The sequence below is a fragment of the Gilliamella sp. wkB72 genome, from assembly GCF_001693745.1.
GTDB lineage: Bacteria > Pseudomonadota > Gammaproteobacteria > Enterobacterales > Orbaceae > Gilliamella > Gilliamella apicola_E.
The window spans coordinates 107,572-134,439 of the sequence record NZ_LZEI01000011.1 but is presented as its reverse complement, the minus strand read 5'-3'; the positions used below and the strand labels follow the sequence as shown (position 1 = coordinate 134,439).

Below are 26,868 nucleotides of genomic sequence, written 5' to 3'. Positions count from 1 at the left end.
TAGCGTAATAGGAATTTTCATGAGTGTACAAATAGAAAACGTTGTTTTACATAAATTAATAAGAAAAAGCGATACGGAAATCGAATTACAACTTCGTGACTCACTACTGAACAATGAACAAGCGGTAACCAACTTGATTGAAGATATAAACCGCGTTTATAACAACAAAAGTAAAGCTTATGGACTATTTAATAGTGAAAGCCTTTTTGAACAGTCGCTTAAAGAATTACGTTTAGGTAATCAAGACTTCCTTAATTTTAGTCAAGAATCTACCAAACAATTACGTAATGAACTGGCCAAATATCCATTTGCTGAAGGTGGCACCGTTATTTTTTGTCATTATCGATATCTAGCTGTTGAGTACCTTATTATTGCTGTATTAAATAGCTGTTTAAGTATGTTAGTCAACGAACAACTCAATATATCAGAAACCCAGTATTTAGATATTGACCATGCTGACATCATTGCTCGTATAGATATAACCGAATGGGAAACGGCTCCTGACTCAAAACGTTACCTAACTTTCCTAAAAGGACGAGTAGGGCGTAAGGTTTCTGACTTCTTTATGGATTATTTAGGTGCGAGTGAAGGATTAGATGCCAAAGCGCAAAATAAAACACTTGTTAAAGCGGTTGATGACTATTGCCAAGAAATGCAATTTGACAACAAGAATAATGCCCGTGAAAATGTTTATAATTATTGCCAAGCGCAATTACAAGCAGGTGAAGAGATTGAACTGAAAAATCTTGCTAACGAATTGCCAGCGACTGACGAGAATAATTTTATGGAATTTGTCAAAAATAGTGAATATGATCTGGAGGACACTTTCCCCGTTGATCGTAGTGCACTACGCCAACTTAAAAAATTCTCTGGTAGCGGAGGTGGATTAACCTTAAGCTTTGATTCTGATCTATTAGGCGAACGAATCAAATGGGACCCGCAAACTGACTCACTTGTGATTAAAGGTGTTCCACCTAATTTACGTGACCAACTTCAACGAAACAGTGGCTCAAACTAGGAAAAAATTATGAAATATATTGGTGCTCATGTGAGTGCTTCTGGTGGTGTCGATAATGCTCCAATTAATGCTTATCAAATTGGTGCAACGGCTTTTGCTTTATTTACTAAAAATCAACGCCAGTGGCATGCAAAACCGCTTGAATCAGCAGTGATTGATAGTTTCAAAAAACGCTGTGAACGATATGGATTTACTAGTAAACAAATCCTACCGCATGATAGTTACCTTATCAATTTAGGTAGCCCTGATAGTGAGCAACTCGATAAATCCCGAACTGCTTTTTTAGACGAAATGCAACGCTGTGAACAGCTAGGGTTAACTTTACTCAACTTTCATCCTGGTAGTCATCTACAAAAAATTTCGGTGGATGAGTGTTTGGCGCGTATTTCCGAATCGATAAATATCACTTTAGATAAAACTAAAAATGTTGTCGCAGTGATAGAAAACACCGCAGGGCAAGGGTCTAATCTTGGTTATAAATTTGAACATCTTGCACAAATCATCGATAAGATAGAAGATAAAAGTCGTGTTGGTGTCTGTATTGATACCTGTCATGCGTTTGCTGCCGGTTATGACTTACGTACTGAAAAAGCCTGTAAAGAGACCTTTGACGAATTTGAAAAAATTGTTGGCTTTAAATACTTACGAGGTATGCACTTAAACGATGCTAAAAGTGAATTGGCAAGCCATGTTGATCGTCATGATAGCTTAGGCAAAGGAACCATCGGCGAAACGGCATTTAAATTTATCATGCAAGACTCGCGAATCGATGAAATCCCTCTCATCCTCGAAACTGTCGATCCGGATCTTTGGAAACAAGAAATAGCGTGGTTAAAAGAGCAGGAAAAATGAAAATAATAAAAATAAAGTTATTAATATTATTATTACTGAGTTGTTTTGTAAATGCTAACGAGGAAATACAAAATCATTCAGATAACACTATAAAAGACTTAGATATTTTTATCGTTGAGAAAAAAGACAACCCCATTTTCTATTTTACTTCAGTATCAGAAAGAATTAATTTTAACTCATATGATGAAAATGGAAATACTCGAATCGTTCCACACTTAATTCCAGATGAAATAGGTAATTATAAGAAAGATAGCTATAAATTAACAAAAATCTATCGACAACGTTTTTTGAAAGAAGCTGGAATATCTGAAGACGATAATTTCTATCTTTATGATTACGAACATAATCGACTAATTACTTACCCTATTCGCAAATTAGAAGCTTTTGCAATCATAAATATTTATAGTATCGGTAAAGCACCACATCATGATGAGAAGAGTTATCAATTTGGTTTTAAACTGAACCTTAAGCAATTACCCAACTTAAACCCTAAAAATACATTTGTTTATATCGGTAAGGAAAGTCCGTTTGCTATGCAACAACTAACGCGAATAGACTGGCAAAAAATTGAGAATCAAGATTTTCCAAACGTCTCGAAAAATAACGATATACCTGTTCAAAATAGCATTACTCAAAGCTATTTAGCTCAATTAAATGAATTAAATTACTATCTTCAAGATGAAATAATTAAGCATGACAACTTTACTGGGACCTATCATAGGAAATTGGTAATAGCTGATAATGAAAAAAACATTTTTACTTATTTTGAATATTCCCATACTGAAAGTTCAAGGATTGGAAGTCTAACTGACAAAGATTTTAATGAAATGAATAAAGACAAATGGACTGGCAAATTGTTTAAAAATCAACCTTTAGTGGCATTTGGATTTGAATCAATGATATTTCCGTATTCATATATTTATTATATTGATCCAATATATAAATTTAAACGTTTAGATATAAAATCTGATTATCGACAGGAAGATCATAGCTCAAGATAAAATTCAGATTAATTTTGTGGATATGTACTTAAGGAGTAGGTAAACAATGAAAAAAATACTAATTGTATCTATTATTTCTTTAATAAGCTTTGGTGCTTATTCTCAAACATCAGTGCATCCAAAAACAGTGAATCATTCACCATCAACTGAAAAAGTAAATCTTCATCAACTAACGTTTATTGATTATATAAAAGATAAAAAGCGATTTGCATTCGTTTCTGTGACAGATGATTTACTTGCTCATGGCGATAAATCAATTGAGGCTTTCTTTTTGATACCAGATGAAGAACGAACTCACTCAGATCCTGTCAATGCGCAATATTCAAAACCCTATTATTCAATTGACGGCAGATACCACGACATTTTTCTTGGCAAAATAGGTTTACCAAATTCGTCAATATTTATTTATGACAAAGCCACTAAGCAATCAGTATCATTTGATATTAAAGATCTCAATATATCAGCGGTGATTAAACCGAATCAAAACCAAGGTCCATATTTCGAATCAGATTATTTATATGGTTTTGAAATTGATGCAGATAAAGTTAACAACTTCGAACAACCCTTAGTCTACATTGGTGAACAAAACCCATTTATTCAATAACGAAGTTAAATTAATAAGCATGCTGGTCAATTAGTTTTTTCTTCAATTGAGGTAATTAAATCGATGATTTCCGGAAGAATATCCAAAATCAAAGCTAACTGTTGCATGACCAGCAAATCATTATCTTTATCATCATCGGACACAATCTCAAGATGATCATCCACCATTTTCTTTAAAGGAAGATATTCAGAGTCGATCTTCTTATTGCTCAAAATGGTAATAATATAAAGCGAAACATCATCAAATAGTTCAAGCGTGTGGGGCGAGATGTTTTTATCACGATGCGCTCCTAAGGTTGACAAGTAACTGATAAATGTATGATTAAGTGTTAATAATCGGAAACCTTGTTCAATCAGATCGGGTTTTACATGAGGCTCTTTGGTCATTAAGCTGATAAGTGAAGATAAATCGGCGTTACTATCATGTGCAGCTCGCCGTGCAACACGGTATTTAGGATCATTGGTTTTACCTGATACGTATTGACTACCAATTAGCGCCAAATAGTGACTATCATCATGGCAGACTCGATCAAGTAATTTAGGTAAGTTTCTAAACTTCCAATCAGGCCAGATAAAACTGACCGCAAACCATGCAATAAAGCATCCAATTAACGTTGCTATAATACGTGATATTGCCACCGAAATACTACTTTCACCGATCAAGCTAAAACTAAAAAATACTAATAAAGTAATGAAAGCAGTCGCATAGGCATATTGCGAATTCTTAAATAGAAAAAACAACCAGCCGGTCAAAATAATCAACACTAATTGTGCTTCAATACTTGGAAATAAATAGGTTAACGGAATCCCAATGATGATCCCTAAAATTGTCCCGATTACTCGCAATTTTAAGCGGTATTTAGTGGTGGAATAGTTAGGTTGGCAAACAAATAAACTGGTTAAAATAATCCAATAGCCATGTGAAAGATGAGAGAAGAAAATCACCATATAACCCACAAAAAGTACTAGACTCATACGAATAGCATGGCGAAATAATGATGATTTCAAAGTTAAATTTTGCTTAATTCGTGAAAATATATCATGAAAGCGAGTTAGTTCCTCATCAATCAACTGATTATCTTCTTGTATTTTAGATAAGTGTTGCTCGGTATCAATATTGGCCAATAATAAATCAATGGCTTGCAAATTTTGATAGAGATTTTGCAACGATTTAATAAATAACATATTGGCATTAGGATGCTGTTGATATTGGACGATTGCCTCTTCTAAATAAGCAAAATAACGAGCAAACAGCGGATCATGGTGATAAGTTTGATTTAATTTAATCGATACCGCTAATTTGGCACAAGCTTTAGCTTGTAAATTCAAAATTCTTGCAAAACGAAATAACAGATCGCTATGCTTAAAGTGTTCACTGAGCGCTTGATAATCACCATGAGACGAACTTGCTCGTTCGTGAATATCTTGGGCAACAAAATAATAACTAAGCATCTTTCTAATATAAGATTGTCCACGAAAGCCTTTTAAACGATTAAATAGCGAACGCTTGGTATCATTAAACGCATTAATCACTTGAGTGTTGCATTCTGTCAATTCAAGCGTTTGTCGTCTAAAGCCATCAGTTTCATCAGGATCAAACATCGCTGCTTTGGCATCAAGATAAAGTGATAATTTCAAGAAGCAATTTGCTAATGTCTGCTGAGTTGTACGAATCGGTTGTACTATAGATTCAATTAATGAAACAATGTTATACCAAAGTGCACCCAATAGTAGAAAGCAAGGCAGAGTATAGTTATCATCAAACAGATTGTGGCCCAGCATGGTATACGCAGCAATCAATAACGAACCAAAAGCAATCACGCCATATCGTTGTCCAAGCGTACCAAGCATAATAAACATAAACGTCGAGCTAACTAATCCAACAATAAATAACAAAGGAAAATTAAACAACAACTCGACCGAAAACGTTGCAATCGCAAAACACACTAACGTAAGTAAAATATTAATACAGCGACTGAGCAACCGGGTGTCAATCTCTGTCAGGCCTGCAGCAACCACGCCTAAAGTGAGTGGAATCACCAACGAAACTGAACCAAAATACCAAGGCACGAGCGTAGAGCCAGTTAAACTAACCAGCATACGAATACTAAATAGCAAATTACTGCTATAAAAAACTTTACGCAAAGATAAGATAAAAGAATGCACGTTATTTAGTGTTTGAAATGAGTTAACATCATAATGCAAAGCATACTATATAATTAGCGAAAGTAAATTTATTAATATCAAATCAGACTTAAAAGTATTGGATGGTATACTTTTTAAACCAAAAAAAGTTGAGGAACGGGGTTTTTGAAGCCTAAAAATTCGCCTTTTAACAATGTTAATTATAACTTTTACTCAATTTTCACCCGCATGTTGATAATTTTTTTTATTATTAATTCATTTGATAACACGCTATATTATGCGTTCAAAAAATTTTACAGGATTAAATCATGAAGCGTCTATTTAAAATTGCCTCGGTAGCGATGTTGTTAAGTTGTGCTTGGACAATTCAAGCCAAAGTGCCTGAATCGATTAAAATTGGGTCGGATACATCCTACGCGCCGTTTGATTTTATTGATAAAAATGGTGAAATCAGTGGCTTTAATATCGAAATCACCAAAGCACTTTGTGAAAAAGCCAAGATCAAATGTGAGTTTCAAACTACTGATTTTGATGCGTTAATTCCCTCCTTATTGTCACGCAAAATCGACATGATATCCTCTTCATTGATGATGACGGAAAAACGTAAAAAACAGATAGCTTTTTCCGACGAAATTTTTATTACTAATTCTCGCTTAATCGCAAAAAAAGGCTCTGATTTGTTACCAACCATTGAGTCATTAAAAGGTAAGCGGGTTGGCGTTGAGCAGGGGACTTCTCAAGAGCATTTTGCTAATGATAAGTGGCGCCCAAATGGTGTAGTGATTGTGCCATATCAAAATCAGTTACAAGTGTTTTCGGATCTGGCAGCGGGTCGTTTAGATGCGGCATTGCAAGATGAGGTTACTGGTAGCTACGCCTTTTTAAAACAGCCTCAAGGTAAAGACTTTGCGTTCGCTGGTGATGTACTTAGTGATAAAGGCTATTTTGATGTTGGTGTTGGGCTAGGATTCCGTAAAAAGGATGATGAGCTTCGTGAAGCGTTTAATCAGGCACTTGTTGAAATTTTAAATGATGGCACCTATAAGAAAATCAATGATAAGTATTTTGATTTTAGCGTTTATGGCAATAAAAAATAAATTATATGCAAGGCTATAGTTCATTAATATTACAAGGTGCACTAGTTACAATTGAATTAGCGATTTGTTCGCTAATTCTTGCCATAATGATGGGGGTAGTTTGTGCTCTTGGCAAATTATCTCAAAAGCCTATTTTGCAACTACTTTGTCAGGCTTATACCTCATTAATTCGCGGTGTGCCTGATTTAGTTTTGATGATGCTGATCTTTTTCGGTTTGCAATTTTTGTTAAACAGCATTACTGATTTTTTTGAAGCTGATATGATCGAAATCAATCCTTTTGTGGCAGGTATTATCACCTTAGGATTTATCTACGGTGCTTATTTTACCGAAACCTTCCGCGGTGCTTTTCAATCGGTTCCCAAAACATTAATTGATGCTGCTACTGCATTAGGCTTAAATAAGCGTCAAGTTTTTATCTATGTGCGATTCCCATTGATGATGCGTTATGCTCTTCCCGGAGTTGCTAATAATTGGTTAGTCATTTTAAAAGCCACGGCACTTGTATCATTATTAGGATTGTTCGATCTAGTAAAAGCAACCAAAACCGCTGGCGAGGCAACCTATCAACCGCTATTTTTTGCCTTACTAGCCGGAGCGTTTTATCTATTTTTTACTTCTATCTCTAATGTTGTTTTATGGTGGCTTGAGAAACATTATTCCGCCGGTGTCACTAAAGCAAAATTATAATCGAGCCATATTATGTTAGAAATCATTCAAGATTACTGGAAAGCTCTATTATGGTCGGATGGCTACCATATTACAGGTCTGGCAATGACGCTTTGGATCTTGATTTTGTCTGTGTCATTGGGTGGGATTTTAGCATTAGTGTTAGCGGTGGGGCGAAATGCTAACCATGTCTTCATTAAATGGCCGATTTGTTTGTTTACTTATGTTTTTCGTGGTACGCCACTTTATGTGCAGTTATTGATTATCTATACCGGCATATATACATTGAGTTTTGTTAGCGAACATAAGTATTTAAGTGACTTTTTCCAAAGTGGATTAAATTGTACTATTTTAGCTTTTACACTCAATACTTGCGCGTACACTACTGAGGTTTTTGCTGGTGCGATTCGTAATGTACCAAGTGGTGAAATTCAGGCTGCTACCGCACTTGGCTTTAATCGCTGGCAACTGTATCGCTATATTATTTTACCAAGAGCTTTTCGAATTGCATTGCCTGCTTATAGCAATGAAGTGATTTTTATGTTGCACTCAACCGCATTAGCTTTTACTGTGACGGTTCAAGATGTGATGAAGATTGCCCGTGATATTTATGCTGAAACCTATCAACCTTTTCATGCCTTTGGGATTGCAGCGGTGATCTATTTGTGTGTGAGTTTTATTCTGATTTTTGGCTTTAAACAACTTGAAAAACATTGCTTAGCTTACATGCGGGTTAATGAAAAAGTGGTATAAATAAAGTCAATCAAATAGAATTTTACCAAATAAAAAAACAGGCAACGTTTTGCATTGCCTGTTTTTAGAATCAACCAATTTAATTGATGATTAAATCATCAGCAGGCACTCCGTCACCATGACTATCACCACCATCTTTGGCGCCAGGCAGTGCTCGGGTGCGGTCAATTGGTAAAAAGTTACCGTTTGAAGTTTCGATCTGGCACTCACTCCAAAAAATAGAATATTTGGTGTTAGCGTGCATACTTTCACCACGGAAATAACATTTTGCAGCGCTGTATAAATCATTTCGACAAATGAGTGCTATTAGTAACCAAACACAAACTACGGCAATCGAAATCCATTTTAAATTGTGCCACAAAAAAGACCAAAAACCTTGTTTACGAATACGACAGTAAGCGAAGACTAATAATATAACGCCAACAAATCCTAAAAATTCATATACCCAAAATAACCACATATTGTTATCTCCTAAGCAACAATTATTGGATATTTTATACTAACTTTAAGATTACATCCATGAACCATTACGAATAATACCAACTGCGATACCTTCAATGGCAAAATTTTGTTGCTCTAAATCAACATCGATTGGCGCAAATTCAGGATTTTCCGCTAGAAGTTTTACATGTCTTCCTTTTTGCGATAATCGTTTTACGGTGACCTCATCATCAATGCGAGCAACAACCACTTGGCCGTTTTTTACATCTTGAGTTTTGTGAACGGCAAGTAAATCACCATCTAAAATACCAATATCCTTCATTGACATGCCTTGTACTCTTAATAAAAAGTCAGCTTGTGGTTTGAATAATGCTGGTGACATTTGATAATGGCTTTCGATATGTTCTTGTGCCAAAATTGGTGAGCCAGCGGCTACTTTACCAATTAAAGGGATGCCTTCAAAGTCGGATGCGTCATCAGGTTGTTCAAGTAATAAACGAATTCCACGAGATGAGCCAGCTATCATCTCAATCGCCCCTTTTTTAGCTAATGCTTTTAAATGTTCTTCAGCTGCATTGGCGGATCGAAATCCTAATTTTTGGGCAATTTCAGCTCGAGTCGGTGGCATACCGGTTGTTTGGATGTTTTCTTTAATTAAATCATAAATTTGTTGTTGGCGTTCGGTTAATGGTCTCATGGTTTATTCCTGTTTTTATATACAGATACATGTGATTATATACAGCTATACGAACAAAACAACTGTTTTATCTAATTTTTTTGATATTGGACATTAAAAAATACACAAAAAGTATTATTTTTGATCTAAATCACAAAATATGGCGGCATTTTTTCATCAAAATGCGTTATTGATGATATTCTGACAGAGATGATCTAAATGTTTTATGTAGGACCTTTTGCGGGCAATTATTAAAATTATTTTAGGGATAGATGCGATATATTCTGTTGCCCAGTTGTATGATATAATCCCTTAATATAGTCATTTTAGTTGGAATTTGATTTATGTCTTATATTGTTGCCCTTAGTGGAGGCATTGCAAGTGGTAAAAGTACCATAGCCCATCTATTTGCTCAATTAGGCGTTCCAATTATTGATGCTGACATTATTGCTCGCCAAGTGGTTGAAGTAGGTACGCCTGCTTTGGAGCAAATTACTAAACATTTTAGCCAAGAAATCTTGTTAGAAAATGGTGAATTAGACCGTAGCCAATTAAGAGAGATCATTTTTAACAATGATCATGAACGGTTATGGTTAAATAATTTATTGCACCCGATTATTGCACAAGAGACGCAAAAACAGTTTGCTCAGCAAACCAAACCTTATGTGATATGGGTGGTGCCTTTATTAATTGAGAACAATTTACACCAGCTGGCTGATCGCGTTTTGATGATTGATATTCCAGAAGCGTTACAATTAGAACGCCTGATTAATCGAGATAGAATTAGTGAGTCATTGGCAAAAAAAATGATTGCAACACAGGTTTGTTTGACCGATCGTTTAGCCTTTGCCGATGATATTATTGTGAATGATGGTGATTTAGAGTCACTGAAAATTCAAGTAGATAACTTGCATAAGCAATATCTACATAACTTAAAAGTTAAGAATAGCTATGAATAACATAATTTTCGAACATCCATTAAATGAAAGAATGCGTACTTGGTTACGTATTGAGTTTTTACTTAAACAATTACATTTACATCGCCATTTCTCACAAAATAATGCATTATTGTTTTTTCATGCATTATCAGAGTTATTAGAAATCGTTGAGCGTAATGATGTTAAAGGCGATTTAATTAAAGAGATCGAAGCTCAAAAACAGAAAATACTATCTTGGATTGAACTTGATGGTGTAGACAAAGAGTTACTTGGCGATATGCTTAAAAAATATGATCTTTTTTTAACAAAGTTTAATTCGAGTTTACGCTTAGGACAAGCTTTGAAAGATGACCGTTTTATTACGGCAATTCGTCAGCGTTTGATGATCCCAGGTGGATGTTGTAGTTTTGATTTACCATCATTTCATTTATGGTTAAATCAAACACAAGAAAAACGCAATTCACAAGTTGATGAGTGGTTAAAACATATTGCGGTACTTGATGAGCCTTTGAAAGCTTGTTTACAATTTATTCGACAATTAGGCGAATTTAGTCTTTTCACTTGTACCAACAACTTCTTCCAAGAAACCAATGGTGATGTGAGTTTGATTCGAATTCGTGTTGCTTTGGATAAAAATGTTTATCCTCAAGTATCCGGTCACATGTCTCGTTATAGTATTCGTTTTTTACCCCTTTATGCTGGCGATAATAACAATATTGATGCAATCGAATTTGAACTTGCATGTTGTTAGTCAAATAGAATTTAAGAGCGTTTAAATGAATAAAAATACCATTGTAAAATGTCCTACCTGCCAAAAAGATGTTGAATGGTCTGAAAAAAGTCCATATCGTCCATTTTGTAGTAAACGTTGCCAATTGATTGATTTAGGTGATTGGGCCACAGAAGAACATCGCATCGCTGATAAAGAACTTTCTGAACAAGATCTTTGGAGTGAAGACGAAATTTCTGATCTGATGAGTAAACATTAATGAAGATTTTAGGCATTGAAACCTCGTGCGATGAGACGGGGATTGCTATTTATGATGACAAGCAAGGTCTTATCGCCAATCAACTCTATTCACAAATCAAATTACATGCTGATTATGGTGGCGTCGTACCTGAGCTCGCTTCGCGCGATCATATTCGTAAGACGGTACCGCTCATTCAAGCTGCATTGAAAGAAGCAAATTTAAAACCCAGTGATATTGACGGCGTGGCTTATACCGCTGGGCCTGGGTTAATTGGTGCATTAATGGTTGGTGCTTCTATCGGTCGCTCGCTTGCTTATGCTTGGAATGTGCCTGCGGTTGCGGTGCACCATATGGAAGGCCATTTACTCGCGCCTATGTTAGAAGATAACCCGCCCGAGTTTCCTTTTGTTGCTTTGCTCGTTTCCGGTGGTCATACTCAATTAATTAAAGTTACTGGTGTTGGCGAATATGAGTTACTTGGCGAATCGATTGATGATGCTGCAGGTGAAGCGTTCGATAAAACAGCAAAATTATTAGGATTGGATTATCCTGGTGGCGCTAAATTATCTAAACTTGCTGAGCAAGGCGATGCGTCACGTTTTCATTTTCCAAGACCGATGACAGATAGACCGGGTTTAGATTTTAGTTTTTCCGGTCTAAAAACGGCCGCAGCAAATACTATTCATCAACAAGGGCAAGACCTTGACGAGCAAAGCAAAGCTGATATTGCTAGAGCATTTGAAGATGCATTAGTCGATACGTTGTTAATTAAATCACGTCGAGCTTTAGATCTCACCGGTTTTAATCGTTTAGTTATCGCTGGTGGTGTTAGCGCCAATAAAACGTTACGCCGTAAATTAGCTCAACTAATGGCTGAGCGAAAAGGGCAGGTATATTATCCGAGATTAGAATTTTGTACAGATAATGGTGCGATGATTGCTTATGCAGGTATGATCCATCTTAAATCCTCACAATTTGCTGATCTGGCAATAGAAGTCAAACCAAGATGGCCATTAAGTGAACTTAATGACAAATAAATTGTTCAAGCTATATTAAAAAGGTTTTTTAATGAAAACATTTATCCCCGGTAAAGATGCAGCACTTGAAGATTCGATTAACTATTTTCAGCAACAATTGGAAAAATTTGACTTAGTTGTTAAAGAAGCATCTTGGCTTAATCCTGTACCTAACGTATGGTCGGTACATATTCAAAATACTAAATGTCCACTCTGTTTTGCCAACGGTAAAGGCGCCAGCAAAAAAGCGGCATTAGCTTCTGCACTTGGTGAGTATTTTGAAAGGCTTTCAACCAATTACTTTTTTTCTGATTTTTATTTAGGTGAAAAAGCTGCCAATAGTGAATTTGTTCATTATCCAACTGAAAAATGGTTTACGATACCGAAAGATAATAGCTTACCTAAAGGATTATTATCGCCAAAATTACTCAAGTTTTATGATCCGGATCATGAATTAACTGCTACCGATTTAATTGATTTACAGTCAAGTAATGGTGAACGTGGGATTTGTGCTTTACCGTTTGTACAACAATCCGATGGTCAAACCATCTATGTACCGGTTAACTTAATAGCTAATTTATATGCTTCTAATGGAATGTCAGCAGGCAATACTCCAAACGAAGCACGAGTACAAGGTCTGTCAGAAATATTCGAACGTTACACTAAAAATAGAATTATTACTGAGGCAATCAGTTTGCCAACCATACCTGTCGAAGTACTCAATCGTTATCCAGCAGTATTAGCTGCAATCGACGCTCTAGAAAACGAAGGCTTCCCGATTTACTGCTTTGATGGCTCATTAGGTGGCGAATTCCCCGTTATTTGTGTTGTTTTATTTAATCCTCAAAATGGTACTTGTTATGCCTCTTTCGGTGCGCACCCTAATTTTGGTGTGGCTCTTGAGCGAACTGTTACCGAACTCTTACAAGGCCGAAGTCTTAAAGATTTGGATGTGTTTTCACCACCAAGTTTTGATAATGATGATGTTGCCGATTTAAGCAACTTAGAAACGCATTTTATCGATTCAAGTGGTTTAATCTCGTGGGATCTGTTTAATGAAAAATCGGATTATGAATTTGTAGATTGGGATTTTTCAGGATCGACAGAGCAAGAATTTGCCAATTTAATGGCAATTTTTAATCGTCATCAAATTGAAGTCCTGATCATGGATTACCAACATCTTGGGGTTTATGCTTGCCGTATTTTAGCTGTCGGCATGTCAGAAATCTATCCACCTGAAGATCTATTGATCGCAAACAATAATATGGCGATCCATTTACGCGAATTGATCTTATCGCTTCCTCATCAAAAGCGAACAGCAAAAGAGTTGCTGGCAATTATTGAACAGTTTGATGATGAAGGTTTAGATGATTTTGCTCGTGTTCGTGAACTGCTTGGCATTGCAACAGGTAAAGATAATGCATGGCTGACTTTACGAATTGGTGAATTAAAAGCTATGCTGGCATTAGCCGCTGGTGATTTACCACAAGCAAAATTGTGGATCGATTGGACGGTTGAAATGAATGAATCCATCTTTACGTCTGAACGTAACCATGCTTATCGTTGTTTGCAAACCTTAGTGAATTTTATTATTGAACGAGGCGAAAACCAGTTTAGTGATTACCAAAATGCATTCAATAAAATGTATGGAAAAACTTGCGTTGACGAAATGTGGCAATATGCAACAGGCAAAAAACAGTTTTTTGGCCTCGCTGATTTGATTAGCAATGAGCATAATCATCCAATGGATCAATTTGTGATGCATCAAAAACTTTTAGAGGTCTACAACAAATTAAAACAGACCATGTAAAATTGCTGTTTTTTAAGATAAATCATTATTTAAAGAGAAAGCATTCATCATCAGTGATAAACCTAAACCGTCTTTGCTGATGATTTTATGTACATTTGAATTTGATATTTAGTGATAAAAGGACTATATTTGAGACTTATGTCACAAAATTCAAGTTTTATGCTTACTAAACTTAAAAAATTCACTTAGCATAAAATGAATCCTTAAACGGGTTGTTCTATAATAATATATTATAGTTTTATATGATAAAGCCTTTTTGAGGCATCGTTTTTCTAAAAGCAATAAGTAGATTCCCTTATTGCTTTTCATTTTCTCTCTAGCAGTTTGAACGCTGGCATAATTATTTAAATCAAGTCGAACAAAGTTAAGTCAAAAATTTTCAATTTTTAGTTTTTTTAAATTAATCCATTTATTGAGGCTAAATGATGACAATTCTTACCATAGGTTTTGCTTGTTTAGATCTAGTTTGTTTTACTTCACCTAATTTAGAAAAAAACGGTGTTATACCGCCAGATAATATAGTCCGTTGTGGAGGTGGTTCTTGTGCTAATACGGCTTATTTGCTCGCACTTTGGGGCGAAGCTATTTATCACATTAGTCATTTAAATAATGATTCCTATGGTAATCAGATTGTTTCTGAACTTACTGATGCAGGCGTGAATACTGAGCAATTTATTTTTTCAGAAAACATGATCACCCCATTAGAAGCAATCACCATTGATAAACAAACCGGAATGCAAACCATTATATCGCACCGATTAACCACGCCACCAAAATTAACTGATGATGAAAAAAATAAACTCAATCACTTTATGCAAACCATTCGTGGCTACAATATTGTTATTTTAGTGGATGGATATGAAGCCGAATTAAGTGAATATATCATCAAGAATTTACCTAAAACGAAAGTTATTATGAGTATAGATAGTCTGTCTGATTCGAGTCTGTACCTAGCTCAACATGCAGATTATGTCATTGTAACTGAACAATTTGCGTGTGCATTTTTAAAAATAAAATCCTTTAGTGATAAGAAAACAATTAAAGACGCATTTAAAAAATTGCGTAGTTTAACTCGCGGTAAAGTCATCATCCGCATGGGTGAAAAGGGGAGTGCATATCTTGATCGTCAAGAAGTCATCATTATTCCCGGTTTTAAAAATCAATCGATTGATAAGATGACCGAAAGTGATATTTTTCAGGGCGCTTTTGCTTACGGCATTAGTTATGATTGGCCATTAGAAAAGACCCTATTATTTGCAAATCTATCAGTTGCTGCTGTTAACCAGCAAAAAAGAGGGCGAAGCGCTATGCCAAACTTGGTTGATATTAATCGAGTAGGTAAAACGTTTAGTAAGCATTTTACTCCCTATTTTTAATTAATGATGTTTTATAGAAGGTTTGCAAACATCAAAAACCCCGCTCCTCAACTTTTTTTGGAGTAAAAAAGGGGACTTCGAGTTTTTCTATTAAACAGATTTTAGGTAAGTTTGGACGTTTTAACCTGTATTTCATTAAGGAATAAACGTCCGAATCAAGAGATTTTTTAGAGTGTGCTTTACAAATTATGTTATCAATGAGATTAACCTTGTCTGGCAAACTCAGCAGCTTGATTGATGAGTTCATCGCTAGGCGTAACACCGGTGTACAAAATAAATTGTTCAACGGCTTGTAACACAACAACATCTGCACCGGTAATCACAGTTTTATTTAATTTTTTTGCATAATTAATTAGTGGTGTTTCAATTGGTAGGGCGACCACATCAAATACAATATCGGCATGATTAATCAGGGCTTCACTGAATGCTAGTTGATCTGCTTCAACGCCACCTTGCATACCAATAGGGGTCACATTAATAATTAATTTTGCTTGTTCTGGCGTAATGGTTGATTCATCCTTAACCCATTTATAATTGTAACGCTCAGCTAAAGCTTCGCCTTTAATCTGATTTCGGGCACATACAATCCCATGTTTAAAACCAGCATCATAAAAAGCGCCAATTACCGCATTAGCCATGCCTCCACTGCCTTTTAAAACAAATGGCGTGTTGTTGTTAATATGATTGGCCTTAATTAGTTTTTCTACAGCAATATAGTCGGTGTTATACGCTTTTAAATAGTGGTCGGTATTAACGATCGTATTCACTGCTTGAATGGATTGTACTGATACATCTAATTCATCAATAAATTCAATACAAGCTTGCTTATAAGGCATCGAAATTGCACAACCACGAATAGATAATGCTTTAATACCATAAATTGCATCTTTCAAATTATTGGTGGTGAAGGCTTTATAGATATAATTTAGATCCAATTTTTCGTATAAATAATTATGAAAGCGAGTACCAAAATTACTTGGTCTAGCTGAAAGTGACATACAAACAGTAGTATCTTTGTTGATAATTCTTGCCATTAACCAAAATCCTTGTGATCATACTAATTAATTTAGTATTCTAGCATCTTTTTGACCGATATATATTTAATTATGGTTGCAAACAACACTGGCCCCAAAATAAATCAGGAAAAAAACACAGTAAAAGTGATGATATATCTTTATTGTCACCAAAAACACCACACCTCAAAAAACCAGTTATGCGATGAGTGTAATGATTTATTACAGTACGCTATGCAACGATTGACTATGTGCCGATTTGGCGAGTCTAAAACTACCTGCGAACTCTGTTTAAAACATTGTTACCGTAAAGACTACAAACAGCGAATAAAAGAAGTCATGCGTTATTCTGGTCCAAGAATGATGATTTATCACCCTATAATGGCTATCAAGCATCTTAATAAAAACTTAAAAACGATTTTGAAGAGATTTGTAAAAAAGCGCTTTTCTAATGCCAAAAAAAGTTGAGGAGCGGGGTTTTTGAGCCTTGAATTATCAACTTTTGTCAGGGTTATCTTCTAATTTGCCTATAAATTCAATGTTTTCACTTATTTTAGATGTTCTTTGCGATTTGTTCGCAGTTAAACACTAAAAATGCGAATGATTATCTTTTAAAATGTCGCCATTTATTGAAATACAACCGTATTTGATAGGAAGTATGATATTTACGCTTGAACACCTTTCTATAGGGCATGAGGCTGTTGTTAAACGTCTGTTACCTGACTCTTTACCTTTTCGTCGCAAACTTTTAGCTATGGGGATGACGCCTGGATGTAAATTGAAGGTATTGCGAATCGCACCACTAGGCGATCCGATTGAAATAAGTCTTCGAGGTTTTTTACTCTGTTTGCGTCGACGTGAAGCAGCAGCCATCGAAGTTGAGGTAGTTGCATGAAAATTGCGTTAATTGGTAATCCCAATTGTGGTAAAACCACCTTATTTAATTTGTTAACAGGCTCAAAGCAGCGTGTTGGTAATTGGCCTGGTGTGACGGTTGAGCATAAGTCAGGCTCATTTGATTATCAAAATACACAGTATGATGTTGTTGATTTGCCTGGAACTTATTCCATTGAGTCAGATTCAACCGCTCAAGATGAATTTATTACACGTCAGTTTTTGTTAACAGACAAAGATAGTTTGATTGTTAATGTTATTGATGCAACCAATTTGCAACGTAGCTTGTATTTAACTTTTCAGCTAATTGATATGCAAGTGCCGATGATAATTGTGCTTAATATGGTTGATGCACTTACAGCGATGGGGGAAAAGTTAAATATCGCTAAACTTGCGAAACTATTAGGTTGCCCAGTTGTGGCTATTTCATCTACGCAGAAAATGGGATTAACACAGTTTTACCAGCAGATACAAATTAGCACTCTAGATCTGAAAATAGCAAAACCGACAATAGATACCTTAAATTGGGATTCAAAAGTGATCTTTAATCGCTATTTGGATGAATTACCCGTGACGAGCAAAATCCATCAATTTAACCGGTGGCAATTAATAGAAGCATTGCTTAATGGTTCTGATCCCTCATTTGATTTAGTTGAAAATGAGAAGTTAGAGATTTGTCGTCGTTTGGTATCGATTAATTTTGATTATCAAGTTGATGTAGCCTTAGCCTCTATACGTTACGATACGATTGATATGGTTTGCAAAATGGTGGTCGATAAACCTCGTGAGGCCAGCTTAAATCTTACTGAAAAATTGGATAAACTAGCTTTAGGACGTTTTACTGGGATTCCCTTCTTTTTGTTTGCAATGTATGCCATGTTTTTGGTTGCGATTAATTTTGGTTCGGTTTTTGTTGATTTTTTTGAAGGTATTTTTAGTACGATTTTTGTTGATGGCTTTAATTACCTTTTAAATATGCTACATGCGCCAACTTGGTTAACGGTTATTTTAGCTGACGGGCTTGGTAATGGGATTACGACTGTATCAACATTTATTCCAGTTATTGCGGCGATGTTTTTTGTTTTATCTTTTTTGGAAGATTCAGGTTATTTAGCTCGAGCTGCGATGATTGTAGATCGTTTTATGCGATGTATCGGACTACCCGGTAAAGCCTTTGTACCAATGTTAATGGGATTTGGTTGTGGCGTGCCAGCTATTATGGGGACAAGAACATTAGACAGCCCACGTGATCGTCTCTTATCTATTTGTCTAATTCCTTTTATGTCTTGTAGTGCACGTTTGCCAGTTTATGCATTGTTTGCTGTGATATTCTTTCCTAATTATGCATCGGTTGTGGTTTTTATGTTGTATTTACTTGGTATTTTTGTGGCGATGCTGACCGGTTTTGTCTTAAAAAATACTTTGCTACAAGGCGAATTAACACCATTTATTATGGAAATGCCGGTCTATCGTATTCCGACTTTACGCAGTATGTTGCGAATAACTTGCCAACGGCTAAAAAGCTTTGTTTTACGTGCAGGTAAAGCAATTGTAGTGATGGTGACAGTACTTAGCATATTAAACTCATGGGGTGTTGATGGTTCGTTTGGGCATGAAAATTCAAATGACTCTATGCTATCTGTTATTGGCCAAAAAGTAACGCCGGCTTTTACACCAATGGGGATTGATAAACAAAATTGGCCAGCTACCGTGGGTATTTTTACCGGAATTTTTGCCAAAGAATCAGTGGTTGCAACTTTAAATTCACTCTATTCAATGGATCATCATGAGCAAGAAGAGTTTTCATTTTATGGTGGAATTAAGTCAGCTTTTTCCACGATTCCTGCTCATCTTATTGATTTAGCAAACTCAATTGGCGATCCACTTGGGCTCGTTAATCAAGATAGCCGACAAGATGAATTATCTGTTGATTCGATTACGATAACTAAAATAAGCAATTCTTTCATTACTTCAACATCTGCCATTGCTTATCTCATTTTTATTCTACTATACACACCGTGTGCAGCAGCTTTAGGCACCATTTATCGTGAGGCAGGGCTAAAATGGATGATCTTTGTCGCAGTTTGGACATTTGTTATTGGGTGGTTATGTGCAACGATTTATTACCAATTTAGTTTATTAGGTCATTCAACATTTGCACCATATTGGCTAACTGGTATAGGGGTATTTATTATTCTGACTTTTGTTGTTATGCGTAAACTTGGGAATCTGCCATGCTTTAATCATTATCAGTTACCTAAACCACGCTCACACAATAAATCGGCTTGTTGTGAATAATAGACTTTAATTTTTATGCTGATAACATCAATCCGAGATTATGTTCAATTACGAGGGCGAGCCAATTTGCTAGATGTGGCTCGTCACTTTCGTTTACCTGAAAGCGCCGTTGAACCGATGCTTGATTTTTGGGTAAATAAAGGAGTCATTAAATTAGTAAATAATAATTTATTAACTTGTGCTGGTAAGCAGTGTTCTGCATGTATTAGTTGTAATTTAGCCGTTTATCCCAATTATGTTTGGGTTCAATAATTTATCTTCTTTTAACAATCTTAATTAATTAAATCAGGTTAATCTGCCTTAAATATACTAAATGTATCAAATGTATTAATCTTTAACCTTTGATTAAACCCTGTCACTTTTTTAAAAATTTAACCGCTTATTTTTGCCTATTTTTGTTATCTTTTAAATAAAAAGGTCAATATATTTTTTATTCAATATCTTTTTTCGAGACTTACATCACAAAATTGAATTTATTTATACCTCAAAGTAACAAATGATATTAATATGAACGCATGTTCATTTTGGTGTGATAAAACACAAAATATAAAACATGAAGCTATTGGTGCAGATGATGCTGTATGTAAAGTGAGACAAAGCGTTGTAGAATATTAAAACAGTATTTTAGTTTACATTGCTTAAATAAAGTCATGAAATACATGCAGTATAAGCCGTGATAGATTATCCGCCGTGAAAAATAGTGATCACATTATGGCAATGGATGGAAAAGGGTTGAATTTGCTAAAAATTGATTCAACTGAGATAAAAATCATAATTTAAAAGTGGTCTATTTTCTGAAGAAGTAGAACGTTTTTTATTACGATGAGTTTTAAAGTAACGAGTTGTTGAATTACGCTTAAATTTAGCTTTGTTTTTATACTATTTTTGATAAAAATAGCCTGAACTGAAACGACTTTATCCTGTCGTTTTATTACTTAATAAATGTTATTATAATTATGTTTAAAAAACATGTAGTAGAGGAATTTGAAGTATGAGCCAATTAGATGAATTTAAAAAATTAACTGTCGTGGTTGCCGACACAGGTGATATTGATTCGATTAAACAGTTTTCTCCAGAAGATGCAACGACTAATCCATCGCTTGTGTTAAAAGCAGCTCAACTTCCTCAATATCGTTCTTTAATTGATTCAGCTGTTGATACTGCTAAAAAATTAGGTGGCAGTAAAGAACAACAATTGGTTAATGCTTGTGATCAAGTTGCGGTGAATATAGGCGCCGAAATTCTAAAAACAGTTCCAGGCCGAATTTCAACCGAAGTCGATGCTAGATTGTCGTTTGATAAACAGGGATGTATTGAAAAAGCTCGGAAAATTATCGATTTATATAAACAAAAAGGCATTGATAAATCGCGAATTCTAATCAAAATCGCTTCAACTTGGGAAGGAATTAAAGCAGCGGAAGTTTTAGAGAAAGAAGGTATTAACTGTAATTTAACTTTACTGTTTTCTTTTGCTCAAGCGCGAGCTTGTGCAGAAGTTAATGCATTTCTAATCTCACCATTTGTTGGACGTATTTATGACTGGTATCAAGCAAAGAAACCAATAGAACCTTATGTTGCCGATCAAGATCCGGGCGTAGTATCTGTTCGTAATATTTATAACTATTATAAACAGCATGGTTATAAAACAATTGTGATGGGAGCAAGTTTCCGTAAAGTCGATCAAATATTAGCGTTAGCGGGTTGTGATCGTTTGACCATTTCACCAAATTTATTAGCGGAAATGCAACAATCAAATGCGCCAGTAGAACGCAAATTGAATCCGAATCAAACAATTGTAGAGCGTCCATCGTTAATGACTGAAGCTGAGTTTAGATGGCAACATAATAGTGATGCAATGGCAGTTGAGAAATTAGCTGAAGGGATTCGAGCCTTTGCGGTCGATCAAGGTAAACTTGAAGATATGATCAGGGCACTGCTTTAATTATTAATAAAAGGGGAGATAGTTCCCCTTTTTAATTTTGTTACAAACCTGTTTTATTTGTCTGCTGATAGCAGACTATCAATGAATTATTAAATATTTTTTGGAGATCATTATCATGAATGCAACCACACTATCCCACCGCGAATTAGCAAATGCGATAAGAGCATTAAGTATGGATGGCGTGCAAAAGGCAAAATCAGGTCATCCAGGTGCACCAATGGGGATGGCTGATATGGCTGAAGTACTTTGGCGTGGATTTTTAAAACATAATCCAACCAATCCAAATTGGGCAGATCGTGACCGATTTGTGTTATCCAACGGTCATGCTTCAATGTTGATTTATAGCTTGTTACATTTGACTGGTTATAACGTAACGCTTGATGATTTAAAAAGCTTTCGTCAACTAAACGCTAAAACAGCAGGTCACCCTGAATTTGGTCATGTTCCAGGTGTTGAAACCACAACAGGTCCACTTGGGCAAGGTATTGCTAATGCTGTAGGTATGGCAATAGCTGAAAGAACATTAGCTGCTCAATTTAATAAATCTGGCCATACAATTGTTGACCACAATACTTATGTATTTATGGGTGATGGCTGTATGATGGAAGGGATCTCTCATGAAGTTTGTTCTTTAGCGGGAACCCTTAAATTAGGCAAACTTATCGCTTTTTACGATGATAATGGTATTTCAATCGATGGTGAAGTTGAAGGTTGGTTTACTGATGATACTGCTAAACGTTTTGAATCTTATGGATGGCATGTGATTCGCGGTATTGATGGACATGATGCGAAAGCGTTAGCTGAAGCTATCGAACAAGCACAAGCTGTAACTGATAAACCATCATTATTAATGTGTAAAACTGTCATCGGTTTTGGTTCGCCTAATAAAGCCGGTAGCCATGAAAGTCACGGGGCTCCTCTTGGTGATGCTGAAATTGAAGCAACACGTAAAGCATTAGGTTGGTCTCATCCTGCATTTGAAATTCCAAAAGAATATTATGCTGCATGGGATGCAAAAGCTAAAGGTAAACAACGCGAAGATGAATGGAATGCTCGTTTTGATGCCTATGCTAAAGCTTATCCTGATTTAGCGAAAGAATTTAAACGCCGTATGAATGGCGACTTACCAAGTAATTGGCAACAAACAGCCAAAGATTTTGTTAATAAATTACAAGCAAATCCAGCAACAATTGCAACTCGTAAAGCGTCACAAAATGCCATTGAAGCCTTTGCTCCAGTATTAACTGAATTCTTAGGTGGTTCTGCTGACTTAGCGCCAAGTAATTTAACCATGTGGTCTGGTTCTAAAGAAATTTTAGCCAACCCTGCTGGTAACTATATCCATTATGGTGTGCGTGAGTTTGGTATGTCAGCTATTATGAATGGTATTTCTTTACATGGTGGCTTTATTCCTTATGGTGCAACCTTCTTGATGTTTATGGAATATGCTAGAAATGCAGTACGTATGGCAGCATTAATGAAGATTCGCTCTTTATTCGTTTATACTCATGATTCAATTGGATTGGGTGAAGACGGCCCAACACACCAACCAGTAGAACAAATGGCAAGCTTACGCGTGACACCAAATGTAAGTACTTGGCGTCCTTGTGACCAGGTTGAATCAGCCATTGCTTGGCAATATGCGGTTGAACGAAAAGATGGTCCAACTGCACTTATCTTCTCAAGACAAAATCTTAAACAACAAGAGCGTACAGCTGAGCAATTAGCTAATGTTTACCGTGGTGGTTATATCTTAAATGATTGTAGCGGTACGCCAGAACTTATCCTTATTGCAACAGGTTCAGAAGTTGAGCTAGCTGTTGAGGCTTATCACAAATTAACCGAAGCAGGTAGAAAAGTAAGAGTTGTTTCAATGCCATCAACTGATGCATTTGATAAGCAAGATCAAGCTTATAGAGAATCAGTATTACCATCTTCAGTAACAGCTCGCATCGCTATTGAAGCTGGTATTAGTGACTATTGGTTTAAATATGTCGGTTTAAACGGCAAAATCATTGGCATGACAACCTTCGGTGAATCAGGCCCAGCAGAACAACTATTTGCTAAGTTTGGTTTCACGGTTGAAAATGTTTTAAATCAAGCCAAAAGTCTATTGAAATAAATCATAGTTTCATTAACAAAATAAAACTTCGCTAATAACTTTAGCGAAGTTTTTTTATATTTCTATTTTATATTTTTTAGATCCCAATTCTTAAATCCCCCTTTATCTATTACATTTGTCGCTAATAACTCCATAACCAATTTATAACATTCTTTTTATAACTTAATATTTTTTATAAGGTTAGATATTTTTCTCCCATCTTGGCACAATCAAAATACCACACATTGGACCCAAAACAATTATCACTTTATTTCAAGCTACTTTAGACTTTTTATTAACAAATATGTGGAGGATGACACATGTATTTAGATGAACGAAGTGCTATATTGCTGAAAGAGATTTTGTCTCATCTCAATATAACTAGCATGGATTTGCAGGCAAGATTGAATTTAACCAGAAGGCAAATTGATTATAGTTTCAATAAAATTAATAGCTGGTTAGAAAGGCAAACTTATCCAAAAATACACCGAAGTTCAAATGGTCAATTTGTTGTTGAACCTGATTTATTTCAATTAGTTTCAGATTTAAAACCTCAAGAAAAAGCGAAACAACGCTACATTCCTTCTGAAAAAGAACGTATTAATTTAATTATTTTAATGTTAGTTGCGAGTAATGAAAAACTATCACTCAATCATTTTATTTTTGGTTTATCAGTAAGTAAAAATACTGTTTTAAGTGATTTAAAACTAGCACAAAATACTTTAATTAAATATAAATTAGATATTTGTTATTTTCGAAAAAAAGGTTATCAAATTAAAGGTGATGAGTGGCGAATTCGTACTGCTTTTATTCATGCACTTGAACATATCATGGACAGTTTTTGCGGTGAATTAGCTGTTAGTGAATTCACTGGTATAAATACAGACACCATCAAAAAACATCGTCAAAGTTTAGAACAAGTTGAGGAACAATTAAAAATCCGCTTTATTGACAAAAAAATGCGGGTTTTACCTTACATATTAGAAACAATTTTTAGGCGAATTGAAAAAAATTGGATCATTACAGCTGATTTTTTAATAGATTATAAAGAATTATCAGATACACGAGAATATAACGCGACTGAAATCCTTATTGGTAATCGAAATAATATCCCTCAACCAGAAAGATTTTATATTACCCTTCAATTATTGATTTCGAACGTACTTTTAGAACAATTACAAACCTCTAAGCCAACTAATAAATATAAACAAGAATTACGTGATGCATTAGTCAAAATTATTAATGAATTCGAAAAAAATGCTGTCGTTGTTTTACAAAATAAAGAACTCTTATTGGAAAAGCTTTATGCACATATTAAGCCCGCCTATTATCGAATCAAATATAAATTAGCTTCTGATTATACGGACGCATTTGATGAAATTGATAGTGAGTTCAATATTATTCACTTTTTTGTAAAACAATCTTTAAAACCCTTAGAAGATGTTATTGGTAATAAGATTCCTGATAATGAAAGTATGCTGATAGCATTGTTTTTTGGTGGTCATTTAATCGAGATAAATGAGAATTTTAATTCTCCTATTAAAGCCGTTATTGTTTGTTCTGGTAGTTTATCCATTATTCGAATTATGGATAAGACATTGCGATCTATTTTTCCAGAAATCATGTTTTATCCGGCAATGTCTGCCCGTCAATTTGAGCAAACCAATGTAATTTATGATGTGGTTTTTACCACTATACCAATTTATACCTCTAAAACGATGTTCTTTATTAATCAAGTCATGAGCGAAAAAGAGCAATATGATTTGAGATGTCGAGTAATGCGCACTGTATATAACATTGAAAGCAATATTATCGGTGTAGAAGAACTGATGAAATTAATTGATAAATATACAATTATTCAAGAAAGAAAAAAATTAGAAAGAGCAATCGTCGAGTCATTAGCATCAACGTCAAATTTGCAGGAACCCCCAAAAGAAGCTCAAAAAAGTCTTGCCGAGCTTTTAACATTAACACATATCACCAAAACCGATAGTGTTGAAACTTGGCACGATTCAATCCGTTTAGCTGCACAACCATTATTAAATGAAAATTTAATTTCGCAAACTTATGTAGATGCAATGATTTCTCGATATCCAGAAATCAGTGAAAGTATTGTTCTTCGACTAGCAATAGCTATTCCTCATGCTGAAATTGAAAAAGGTGCAAATCAACTCTGTATGAGTCTTTTACATATTAAACACGGTATTTATACAGAAAAACTAGGAAAACTCCATTTTGTCGTAGTTATTGCTGCGACAGATAGACGGTCACATTTTACAGCATTACTGCAATTAATGGAGTTAGCTAATGATCGTTCAATATTAAATAAACTGCATGATACCACTACTTCCGAACAGCTGTACCAAGAAATACAAATGTTTGTATCTCAAAATGATTTCAAATTAAAACAACAAATTATATTACAGGAGAATTAATTTCTATGTATTTAATCGATTTCTTAAAAGAAAAAATGATCTGGTTGGATAACCGGTGTCGTAACACGATTGAACTTTTTCAAATGGTCTCTGATCAAGCTTTACAACTTGATTTAGTTACAACCTCTTTCTTATCTAAGATTAATGAACGAGAAAGTTGTTTTCCAACTGGAATTCAACTTAATGGTTACGGTATTGCAATTCCACATACCGATCCAGATTGCATTAAAGAGCAATTCATCGGAATTATTATTCCACAAAAAACTATCTCGTTTAAGTCAATGGAGAATGAAAAGCAGGTGGTAAATGTCGATCTTATTTTCATTCTAGGTTTAAACCAACCTCATTGTCAATTAACTGTTTTACAACAAATTATGAGAGTAATACAAAATAAAAATCATGTTAATCAATTAGTTAAAGCGAAAAATAATAATGAAATAATTCAAATATTTCAGAATATTTCATTGGAAGATAAATAATATCATTAGGAGAGTTAATCATGAGCAAACTTAAAATATTAGTCGCATGTGGCGCAGGAATTGCAACTTCAACTGTTGTAACAGATAGAGTTGAACGTTTAATCAAAGAGCATCAAATTGATGCAGAAGTAAAACAAATAAAAATTGCAGAAGCTGCTTCACAGCAACATCAAGCAGATCTTATTGTTTCTACCACTATTTTACCAACCACTTATCAAATCCCTGCCATCATTGCTACAGCATATATCAGTGGTATTAACGAGGAGGCATTAGATGAAGAAATATTGTCTTATTTAAAATAAAAAAATTGAGTATCTAGGTAAGTCAATTTACCTAAAAGT

At 35.0% G+C, this 26,868-nt stretch carries 26 protein-coding genes; 22 read left to right on the top strand and 4 right to left on the bottom strand.

Translation table 11 applies throughout. The annotated features are described in order from the left end of the window. Positions 1-19: 19 nt before the first annotated feature. Genes yejK through A9G07_RS06495 form a run of 4 tightly spaced genes read left to right on the top strand, consistent with a single transcriptional unit; the run spans position 20 to position 3,475 of the window. Positions 20-1,018 carry a nucleoid-associated protein YejK gene (yejK, locus tag A9G07_RS06510; RefSeq protein WP_065734527.1) on the top strand — a complete coding sequence of 333 codons (999 nt, stop codon included), beginning with the start codon at positions 20-22 and terminating at the stop codon, positions 1,016-1,018. Positions 1,019-1,027: 9 nt separating this feature from the next. Further along, positions 1,028-1,870 (top strand): deoxyribonuclease IV, encoded by an 843-nt coding sequence (nfo, locus tag A9G07_RS06505; protein ID WP_065561737.1) that lies wholly within the window; start codon positions 1,028-1,030, stop codon positions 1,868-1,870. Beyond that, positions 1,867-2,871 carry a hypothetical protein gene (locus A9G07_RS06500; RefSeq protein WP_065734526.1) on the top strand — a complete coding sequence of 335 codons (1,005 nt, stop codon included), beginning with the start codon at positions 1,867-1,869 and terminating at the stop codon, positions 2,869-2,871. Before nfo ends, A9G07_RS06500 begins: the two co-directional genes overlap by 4 nt. 46 nt (positions 2,872-2,917) lie before the next feature. After that, positions 2,918-3,475 (top strand): hypothetical protein, encoded by a 558-nt coding sequence (locus A9G07_RS06495; RefSeq protein ID WP_065734525.1) that lies wholly within the window; start codon positions 2,918-2,920, stop codon positions 3,473-3,475. Positions 3,476-3,501: 26 nt separating this feature from the next. Here the strand turns inward: A9G07_RS06495 and yccS are convergent, their stop codons facing one another. Further along, on the bottom strand, positions 3,502-5,592 hold the full coding sequence (gene yccS / locus A9G07_RS06490; protein ID WP_218060024.1) for a YccS family putative transporter: 2,091 nt from the start codon (positions 5,590-5,592) through the stop codon (positions 3,502-3,504). Between the two features lie 335 nt (positions 5,593-5,927). On the opposite strand from yccS, the gene A9G07_RS06485 reads away from it, so the two are divergent. The 3 genes from A9G07_RS06485 to hisM are packed head-to-tail and all read left to right on the top strand — an operon-like array spanning position 5,928 to position 8,137. Then, complete coding sequence (locus A9G07_RS06485) at positions 5,928-6,716, top strand: lysine/arginine/ornithine ABC transporter substrate-binding protein (RefSeq protein ID WP_065561733.1); 789 nt, start codon at positions 5,928-5,930, stop codon at positions 6,714-6,716. 5 nt (positions 6,717-6,721) lie between these two features. After that, on the top strand, positions 6,722-7,405 hold the full coding sequence (locus A9G07_RS06480) for an ABC transporter permease (RefSeq protein WP_065734523.1): 684 nt from the start codon (positions 6,722-6,724) through the stop codon (positions 7,403-7,405). A gap of 12 nt (positions 7,406-7,417) precedes the next feature. Then, positions 7,418-8,137: a histidine ABC transporter permease HisM gene (gene hisM / locus A9G07_RS06475; RefSeq protein ID WP_065734522.1), complete on the top strand. Its 720-nt coding sequence runs from the start codon at positions 7,418-7,420 to the stop codon at positions 8,135-8,137. Positions 8,138-8,216: 79 nt separating this feature from the next. Here the strand turns inward: hisM and A9G07_RS06470 are convergent, their stop codons facing one another. Together A9G07_RS06470 and lexA are read right to left on the bottom strand one after the other, a co-directional pair. After that, positions 8,217-8,597, bottom strand: a complete 381-nt coding sequence (locus tag A9G07_RS06470) for a hypothetical protein (protein WP_065734521.1) — start codon at positions 8,595-8,597, stop codon at positions 8,217-8,219. A 51-nt stretch (positions 8,598-8,648) separates the two neighbouring features. Continuing rightward, entirely contained in the window at positions 8,649-9,275 is a 627-nt protein-coding gene (gene lexA / locus A9G07_RS06465) for a transcriptional repressor LexA (RefSeq protein ID WP_065734520.1), read from the bottom strand. Between the two features lie 323 nt (positions 9,276-9,598). Between lexA and coaE the strand changes: the two genes are divergently transcribed. From coaE to A9G07_RS06435, 6 genes are all read left to right on the top strand, one after another. Then, the gene (gene coaE, locus A9G07_RS06460; RefSeq protein ID WP_065734519.1) at positions 9,599-10,213 is read left to right on the top strand and encodes a dephospho-CoA kinase; all 615 of its coding nucleotides are present in this window, start codon (positions 9,599-9,601) and stop codon (positions 10,211-10,213) included. Then, positions 10,206-10,943 carry a cell division protein ZapD gene (zapD, locus tag A9G07_RS06455; protein WP_065734518.1) on the top strand — a complete coding sequence of 246 codons (738 nt, stop codon included), beginning with the start codon at positions 10,206-10,208 and terminating at the stop codon, positions 10,941-10,943. The genes coaE and zapD overlap by 8 nt, the downstream gene beginning before the upstream one ends. Before the next feature lie 25 nt (positions 10,944-10,968). Next, complete coding sequence (yacG, locus tag A9G07_RS06450; RefSeq protein WP_065734517.1) at positions 10,969-11,181, top strand: DNA gyrase inhibitor YacG; 213 nt, start codon at positions 10,969-10,971, stop codon at positions 11,179-11,181. Further along, positions 11,181-12,200, top strand: coding sequence for a tRNA (adenosine(37)-N6)-threonylcarbamoyltransferase complex transferase subunit TsaD (gene tsaD, locus A9G07_RS06445; protein WP_065734516.1), 1,020 nt, complete (start codon positions 11,181-11,183; stop codon positions 12,198-12,200). The genes yacG and tsaD overlap by 1 nt, the downstream gene beginning before the upstream one ends. Before the next feature lie 31 nt (positions 12,201-12,231). After that, positions 12,232-13,989, top strand: coding sequence for a 30S ribosomal protein S12 methylthiotransferase accessory factor YcaO (ycaO, locus tag A9G07_RS06440; protein ID WP_065734515.1), 1,758 nt, complete (start codon positions 12,232-12,234; stop codon positions 13,987-13,989). A 422-nt stretch (positions 13,990-14,411) separates the two neighbouring features. After that, positions 14,412-15,365 carry a carbohydrate kinase family protein gene (locus tag A9G07_RS06435; RefSeq protein WP_081303365.1) on the top strand — a complete coding sequence of 318 codons (954 nt, stop codon included), beginning with the start codon at positions 14,412-14,414 and terminating at the stop codon, positions 15,363-15,365. Between the two features lie 203 nt (positions 15,366-15,568). Here the strand turns inward: A9G07_RS06435 and A9G07_RS06430 are convergent, their stop codons facing one another. Next, positions 15,569-16,399 carry a shikimate 5-dehydrogenase gene (locus tag A9G07_RS06430; protein ID WP_065561722.1) on the bottom strand — a complete coding sequence of 277 codons (831 nt, stop codon included), beginning with the start codon at positions 16,397-16,399 and terminating at the stop codon, positions 15,569-15,571. Positions 16,400-16,450: 51 nt separating this feature from the next. On the opposite strand from A9G07_RS06430, the gene A9G07_RS11890 reads away from it, so the two are divergent. The 9 genes from A9G07_RS11890 to A9G07_RS06390 all read left to right on the top strand — a co-directional run bounded on the left by A9G07_RS11890 (position 16,451) and on the right by A9G07_RS06390 (position 26,829). Beyond that, positions 16,451-16,846 (top strand): nitrous oxide-stimulated promoter family protein, encoded by a 396-nt coding sequence (locus A9G07_RS11890; RefSeq protein WP_218060023.1) that lies wholly within the window; start codon positions 16,451-16,453, stop codon positions 16,844-16,846. A 148-nt stretch (positions 16,847-16,994) separates the two neighbouring features. Beyond that, complete coding sequence (locus A9G07_RS06425; RefSeq protein ID WP_218060022.1) at positions 16,995-17,273, top strand: FeoA family protein; 279 nt, start codon at positions 16,995-16,997, stop codon at positions 17,271-17,273. Beyond that, positions 17,270-19,570: a Fe(2+) transporter permease subunit FeoB gene (gene feoB, locus A9G07_RS06420; protein ID WP_065734512.1), complete on the top strand. Its 2,301-nt coding sequence runs from the start codon at positions 17,270-17,272 to the stop codon at positions 19,568-19,570. The genes A9G07_RS06425 and feoB overlap by 4 nt, the downstream gene beginning before the upstream one ends. Before the next feature lie 15 nt (positions 19,571-19,585). Next, a complete protein-coding gene (locus tag A9G07_RS06415) occupies positions 19,586-19,822 on the top strand; it encodes a FeoC-like transcriptional regulator (RefSeq protein ID WP_065561719.1) in 237 nt (78 codons plus the stop codon). 739 nt (positions 19,823-20,561) lie between these two features. Beyond that, the gene (gene tal, locus A9G07_RS06410; RefSeq protein WP_065734511.1) at positions 20,562-21,512 is read left to right on the top strand and encodes a transaldolase; all 951 of its coding nucleotides are present in this window, start codon (positions 20,562-20,564) and stop codon (positions 21,510-21,512) included. 115 nt (positions 21,513-21,627) lie between these two features. Then, positions 21,628-23,634: a transketolase gene (gene tkt, locus A9G07_RS06405; RefSeq protein WP_065734510.1), complete on the top strand. Its 2,007-nt coding sequence runs from the start codon at positions 21,628-21,630 to the stop codon at positions 23,632-23,634. A 299-nt stretch (positions 23,635-23,933) separates the two neighbouring features. Beyond that, positions 23,934-26,048, top strand: coding sequence for a BglG family transcription antiterminator (locus A9G07_RS06400; protein ID WP_065734509.1), 2,115 nt, complete (start codon positions 23,934-23,936; stop codon positions 26,046-26,048). 5 nt (positions 26,049-26,053) lie between these two features. Continuing rightward, positions 26,054-26,527 (top strand): PTS sugar transporter subunit IIA, encoded by a 474-nt coding sequence (locus tag A9G07_RS06395; RefSeq protein WP_065734508.1) that lies wholly within the window; start codon positions 26,054-26,056, stop codon positions 26,525-26,527. Positions 26,528-26,547: 20 nt separating this feature from the next. Further along, entirely contained in the window at positions 26,548-26,829 is a 282-nt protein-coding gene (locus A9G07_RS06390; RefSeq protein WP_065734507.1) for a PTS sugar transporter subunit IIB, read from the top strand. Positions 26,830-26,868: the final 39 nt, after the last annotated feature.